Origin of the sequence: Nosocomiicoccus sp. HMSC09A07 (assembly GCF_001808485.1) — a bacterium.
In the GTDB taxonomy this organism is placed as follows: Bacteria; Bacillota; Bacilli; order Staphylococcales; family Salinicoccaceae; genus Nosocomiicoccus; species Nosocomiicoccus ampullae_A.
In genome coordinates this window covers 297,096-303,364 of the sequence record NZ_KV793627.1, presented here as the reverse complement: position 1 = coordinate 303,364, position 6,269 = coordinate 297,096, and the positions used below count along the sequence as shown (strand labels likewise).

Sequence of the window (6,269 nt, the reverse complement as noted above, 5' to 3'; positions counted from 1 at the left end):
ACAAAATCAGGAAATTTTTGTTAAATATATTTGGTGATAAGAGTGTTTATATCATTTAGGGGAATAAATACACAATTGAAGGCGGTCGTTTAATCCTTATTAACAAAAATATGCCGTGCAGATGAAATTTTGTTAAATATATTAGGATAATTAACAAAAATTCGCTACGGCCTGCCAAATATGTTAGATAAAAAATTATATTTAACAAAAATGGGGCGTTGAGTCTGAAATTTGTTAAATATATCCGGATATCTAACAAAATCAGGAAATTTTTGTTAAATATAGTTGGCGGAAGTAGTATTTTCATTCTTAAGAAGAATAAATACACAAAAAGACCGGATTTTTAACACGAAACACCACAGCAATAGTTTTTTTAAAAACAAGATAAAACACCCCATCACCGAGGTGAAGTGTCAGATCACGTCGCTGGTTAGGGGTGTTTTTATTGTGATTTAAATTAATTAAATAAAATCTTACCGATATCAAGTGGGTGGATATTTTCGTCGCCTTTATAAACGCGCATGTTTCCACCAGAGATTTCGTCGATTAATAAGATGTCGCCTGTTTCTTTATCTCTACCGAATTCGAGTTTAATGTCGTAAAGTTCTAAGTCTTTTTTGAGTAGCTCGTCTTTAATGATGTCACAAATTTGAATCGTGAGTGATTCGATTTCGTCGTACTCTTCGTTTGTGAGGAGTCCTAATATATCGAGCGTTTCTTTTGATGCGACTGGATCTTGTCGTTCATCGTCTTTTAACGTAAATTCTACGACAGGTGATTTTAATACTGTGCCGTTTTCAATGTATTTACCATAGCGTCTGTAGTAACTACCAACCGCAACGTATCGGCAGATGACTTCTAATCCATCTCCGAAGTTTTCGATTTCATTTACGCGCATTTCTTTTTTATCTAAGTCGCTTGAAATGTAGTGTGTTGGGATATTTTTATCTTTTAAAATGTTAAAGAAGTGAGATGTCATTTCTAATCCAGCACGACCTGAACCTTCTACAGTCAGACCAACTTGGTTTTCACCTGGATCAAACACTCCGTCTTTACCTGTCATATCATCTTTAAAATAGAGGACGATATCTCCGTTAGTATCTTTAAATACATCTTTCGTTTTACCAGTATAAATACGTTCCATAACAAACTCCTTACAAATCAGTGATATATTAATCATATAAAAAAATTACGCTATTGTCATTTTAAAATTTAAAAAAACCACCTAACTTTTTTGTTAGATGGTTTCTACATAATCTTATTGTTTATTGAGTTTGTCGTATGCTTCATCTTCAATCGGTAAGTTTGATTTAAAGTATTTACGTGCTTTGTTAAAGTGTGTCACGTTAATAATTCCTAAAGCGATAAAAATACCACCGATTATATATGTCACAACCGTATTAAACTGAACGATTGAGTTTGTACCGAAGATGATTAAAAACACGCCAAACCATAATCTAGCCATCGCGTTATAGTAAGCTTTTCTCACGTCACGTTTCGTACGAATTTGACGTACTTTGTAGATGAAGAACATTAAGAAACTTACGATTAGCGCTGTGACTAATGTAGTAATTAACAATTGAAAACCAGTGCTCATTATTACAACTCCATTCTACTGTAGTATAATTGCTTAAAGGGAATATCACAACTATTAATGAGGTGTTTTTATATGTTTAAAAAATTTTTAAATCAATTATCATCACTAAATCAATATAAAAATGAAGCGTTTCAAAAAATTGAATCCGCAAATTCGATTGTGATTTTACGACATATTCGTCCAGATCCAGATGCTTTAGGATCTCAACTCGCTTTAAAAAAGTTTTTACTCAATAAGTTTCCAGAGAAAAAAGTACGCGCTCTCGGAAGTACTGAAGAGAACTTAGAATTTATGGGTGAACTTGACGATGGCGAAATTACTAACGAAGATCTCGTTATTATTTTAGACACGGCTAACGTCGAAAGAATCGACTACGACGGAGATTATAGAAATGGTCAGTACGTTATTAAAATCGACCACCATCCAAATGTCGAGCCATACGGAGATGTTAATATCGTAGAAACATCTGTGTCGTCAACGTGTGAACTGTTATATATGTTTTTATCGTTACTTGATAGTGACGCTATTAATGAGGACGTTAAGTCACTCGCGTATTTAGGAATTGTCGGAGACACTGGTCGATTTTTATATAATTCACATGAAACGACTTATGACGTCATGAGTGACATTTCTAAAGGGGGTTTAGACACGAATAGTCTATTACTAGAACTGTACAAAAAATCGTTAGAAGACTTTAAATTTACTGGGTTTTTAATCAGCAACTTTAACTTAACAGATAGAGGTGTACTCAGTGTCTTTGTGTCGATTGAAGACCGTGAAAAGTACGGGGTAGATGAGGCGAATGCTGCGTTACAAGTGAATGTGTTTAGAGAAGTTGAAGAAGTTAAAGTTTGGTTTATGGCACTTGAAACAGAAAATGATATCCGTGTACGTCTACGTTCTAAAGATGTGCCGATTAATGACGTTGCGCAACATTTTGGTGGTGGCGGACACAAACACGCGAGCGGCGTTCGTTTCAGAAGAAGAGAAGATTTACAGCTGTTAATTGAAAAGTTAGAAGAAAAATTATAAGAGGCGGAGTGAATACGAATGATCAATTTAAATGTGCATAGTAGCTATGAATTTTTAAATAGTAATATTCAAATTGATCGCCTTATAAATATTTTAAAAGAAGACGACCAGCGTTCTGTTGCGATTACGGACTTCAATAGTATGCACGGTGCATATGAGTTTTTACAAAAAGCACAGACAAATGATATAAAACCTATCGTTGGACTAGAGATTAGTATAAAAGATGATTTTAAGACGAGCGATATTGTGTTGTATGCAAAAAGTTTAAAAGGTTTTTATTTTCTATCTAAACTATCTTCTAGAATTAGTTATAAAAAAACTGAAGTCATTCCATTATCATTTCTAAGCGATATTACAGACTGTATTGCGGTTCTTAAAAATGATGAAGGATTTAACATCTTTGAATATATAAACATCCCTGACGAGGATAAGTATACTGCGCATACTGTTAATAGTACGTATAAAAAAGCCTACATTCGTCCGAGTTACTACTATAAAAAAAGTGATGCTGCAGTCGTTAACGTATTAAATGCCATTAAAGAGAACGAAAAAATAGACTTACAATATTTAAACGAAACAGACGGTGACGACTTTATTAAACTACAAGCGGATGTCGCTAAATATAGTGATTATTTAGAAACGAACAAAGAAATCGTCGATAAATGTGACGTCTATCTGCCGAAAGTGGAATATACACTACCGAAGTTTACAGAAGGGTCAAGTGAAGAGTTATTAAAAGAAGAATTAAAAGATGCGATAAAACGTAAAATAGGACATATGACAGACGCATACCGTGACCGACTAAATAAAGAATATACAACAATCGTCAACATGGGATTTGCAGATTATTTTTTAATCGTTTCAGATCTCATCAGATATTGTAAAAACAATGAAATTTATGTCGGTCCAGGTCGTGGGTCATCTGGAGCGAGTTTAGTCGCGTATTTACTTGATATTACTGACATTGATCCGATCGAGTACGATTTACTATTTGAACGATTTTTAAACGAAGAGCGTGTCACGATGCCAGATATCGATATAGACTTTGCATCTGTCGATCGTCCGAAAGTAATCGATTATTTACAGCAAAAATACGGCGAAATGCACGTTGCGAACATTTTAACTTATAACAATATGACAGCTAAAAGTGCTGCGCGTGAAGTGGGCCGTATATTTAGCTTTAATGACAGTGAACTAAAAGAAATTTCAAACATTATCGATGAAAATAATGTTGACCTGGAACAAGCGTTTAACTCTGAAAGGTTTAACAACTTAATTGAAACAAATGTTAAATATAAGCTGTTAAAAAAATACGCATTAAAAATAGAAAACTTACCACGAAACACTTCAATTCATGCTAGTGGGGTACTGCTTGGTAGAAATCCTTTAAACGAAGAAATACCAATCATGTTTAATGAAACAGGTGTCATAAGTCAGTGGCCGATGGAAGACTGTGAAAAAGTTGGGCTTTTAAAAATCGACGTCTTAAGTTTACAGACGCTGTCGTTAATTCGCTATATGAGTACTCGTATCAAAACACGTAATCACGATTTTGACGTAAATAAAATACCTTTAGACGATAAAAAAACATTTCGACTATTATCTGCTGGAATGACAGCTGGTATATTCCAATTAGAATCTGATGGAATTACGAAAGTAATCGAACGTTACAAACCGAATAGTTTACTCGATCTTGCGCTCGTTCTTGCGATGTACAGACCAGGTCCGATGGAACAAATCGACCATATCATCGACATTAAACATTCTTCAAAAAAGGTCGTTTATCCGCATGATGATTTAAAAGAAATTTTAAAAGATACGTACGGAGTCATGATATTTCAGGAACAAATTATGCAGACGACTCGAAAAATTGCAGGGTTTAGTTTGCAAGAAGCGGATATTACACGACGCGCGATGGCGAAAAAGAACCGCGACGAGTTAATGCGTGAAAAAAGTAAGTTCATTGAAGGCGCTGAGAGGAATCACTATAGCCGTGAAGTGAGTGAACACTTATTTGATTTAATTTTAAAATTCGCTGATTACGGTTTTCCAAAAAGTCACGCGCTCGTCTATGCGTTAATTACGTACAGAATGGCGTATATAAAAGCACATTTCCCGGAAGAGTTTTATGCGGTCATGCTGCTTGACCATAAGACGAAAGAAGAAAAACTTGCAAATACGTTACGTGAGTTAAAACGATTAAAGGTTCATATAAAACGACCAAGTATTCATGAGTCGTTTTATAACAATACGAGCAAAGACGGATTACGTCTCGGATTTTCGATGATTAAATATATAACGAAAGATATCTCAAATGCAATTGTTGAAGCAAGAAAAGAGAAACAGTTTGAAGACGTGTACGATTTTGTATCACGTATGAATCAGTTAAGTATAAGATTAAACGAAAGACAACTTCGCGCTTTAATTCTTTCAGGTGCGTTCGATGACTTTAATCGCTCGAGAAAGTCGTTATTACAACAATCTAAAAAAGCATTAGATTCCATTAAAGATGGCGTAGACCAAATTAATTTACTCGACATGGTGCTCGGTTTAACAATAATTCGCCCTGAGGATGAAGACGTCGAAGAAATGGCCCAACAAGAACTCATCGATGGAGAAATCGAAATGCTTGGATTTAATATTTCAGAGCATCCAATCATTACAAAACATAATGATGTTCAATATATTCCGTTTTCATTACTCGATCATAAGTCTAATAAACAACGAGGTATTTTTCTCGTTTCTATACTTAGTGTGAGACAAATAAGAACGAAGAAAAATGACGACATGGCTTACGTATCAATCACAGACGGGCATACTGAAATGGATGCGGTACTTTTCCCGAAAGACTATATGATCAACTTATCAAAACTTCAACAAGATATACTCGTAATCGACGGTCGGATGGATGAGTACAGAGGTAAAAAACAATTAATCATCTCTAGGGTTTATATTGTGGATGATTTTATAAGAAATTATATTAAAGATACGAAGTATGTCTATGTAAGAAATTACGAAGATACGCAGTTTAAAAAGCTGTTATCATCGGAAGGAATTCCAGTTTTTGATATGGAACAAACGAAACTTGGACACATGCAACATAACAATTTAAATCGACTTATAAATCTGTTAGGAAAAGAAAATGTACGTTTTATGAAATGAAAATTGCTTGAAAATTTAAATCATGTTATTATCAGTGGTACGACCACTGAAATGGCAGGTATAAAATGAACCAGAAAACTAGATTTGAATATATTTTAACTGAACTAGAAAAAATCATTCGTGAGACGAATATTCATCCTGGAGACCGACTTCCAAGTGAACGATATTTAAAAGAAGAGCTAAACGTTTCGCGTCAAAGTGTACGTGAAGCTTTAAGAGCGTTAGAAATGTTAGGTGTCGTTCACGTGAAAATTGGAGAAGGTACATATCTCGCTGATTTTAAAGAACATCGATTATTTGATATCATCGGACGATTTTTAATTAAAACGGATGCACAACGTGATGAGTTAATGGAAATCAACGAATTATTCGAACGATATATCGATGAAAAATATGACGGCAAAAAAACGGTTGAAGAATCGGATAATTTAATATTATCTACAATTTATACGATCATTAAAAAATATACAGATTAACA

General features: G+C 34.2%; 5 protein-coding genes. 3 read left to right on the top strand and 2 right to left on the bottom strand.

Features of this window, described 5'->3' with window-relative positions; all coding sequences use genetic code 11:
- Positions 1–457: 457 nt before the first annotated feature.
- Together HMPREF3177_RS02260 and HMPREF3177_RS02255 are read right to left on the bottom strand one after the other, a co-directional pair.
- Positions 458–1,144 carry a phosphoribosylaminoimidazolesuccinocarboxamide synthase gene (locus HMPREF3177_RS02260; RefSeq protein WP_070456781.1) on the bottom strand — a complete coding sequence of 229 codons (687 nt, stop codon included), beginning with the start codon at positions 1,142–1,144 and terminating at the stop codon, positions 458–460.
- Between the two features lie 114 nt (positions 1,145–1,258).
- Positions 1,259–1,597: a YtpI family protein gene (locus HMPREF3177_RS02255; protein WP_068129297.1), complete on the bottom strand. Its 339-nt coding sequence runs from the start codon at positions 1,595–1,597 to the stop codon at positions 1,259–1,261.
- A 72-nt stretch (positions 1,598–1,669) separates the two neighbouring features.
- On the opposite strand from HMPREF3177_RS02255, the gene HMPREF3177_RS02250 reads away from it, so the two are divergent.
- From HMPREF3177_RS02250 to HMPREF3177_RS02240, 3 genes are all read left to right on the top strand, one after another.
- Positions 1,670–2,629 carry a DHH family phosphoesterase gene (locus tag HMPREF3177_RS02250; protein WP_070456778.1) on the top strand — a complete coding sequence of 320 codons (960 nt, stop codon included), beginning with the start codon at positions 1,670–1,672 and terminating at the stop codon, positions 2,627–2,629.
- An 18-nt stretch (positions 2,630–2,647) separates the two neighbouring features.
- On the top strand, positions 2,648–5,791 hold the full coding sequence (locus HMPREF3177_RS02245) for a DNA polymerase III subunit alpha (protein WP_070456775.1): 3,144 nt from the start codon (positions 2,648–2,650) through the stop codon (positions 5,789–5,791).
- Between the two features lie 65 nt (positions 5,792–5,856).
- Positions 5,857–6,267, top strand: coding sequence for a FadR/GntR family transcriptional regulator (locus HMPREF3177_RS02240; protein WP_070456772.1), 411 nt, complete (start codon positions 5,857–5,859; stop codon positions 6,265–6,267).
- Positions 6,268–6,269 lie beyond the last annotated feature (2 nt).

Coding starts and splice junctions, on each gene's coding strand:
- HMPREF3177_RS02240 (WP_070456772.1), top strand. CDS start 5,857: ATGAACCAGAAAACTAGATTTGAATATATTTTAACTGAACTAGAAAAA.
- HMPREF3177_RS02250 (WP_070456778.1), top strand. CDS start 1,670: ATGTTTAAAAAATTTTTAAATCAATTATCATCACTAAATCAATATAAA.
- HMPREF3177_RS02245 (WP_070456775.1), top strand. CDS start 2,648: ATGATCAATTTAAATGTGCATAGTAGCTATGAATTTTTAAATAGTAAT.
- HMPREF3177_RS02260 (WP_070456781.1), bottom strand. CDS start 1,144: ATGGAACGTATTTATACTGGTAAAACGAAAGATGTATTTAAAGATACT.
- HMPREF3177_RS02255 (WP_068129297.1), bottom strand. CDS start 1,597: ATGAGCACTGGTTTTCAATTGTTAATTACTACATTAGTCACAGCGCTA.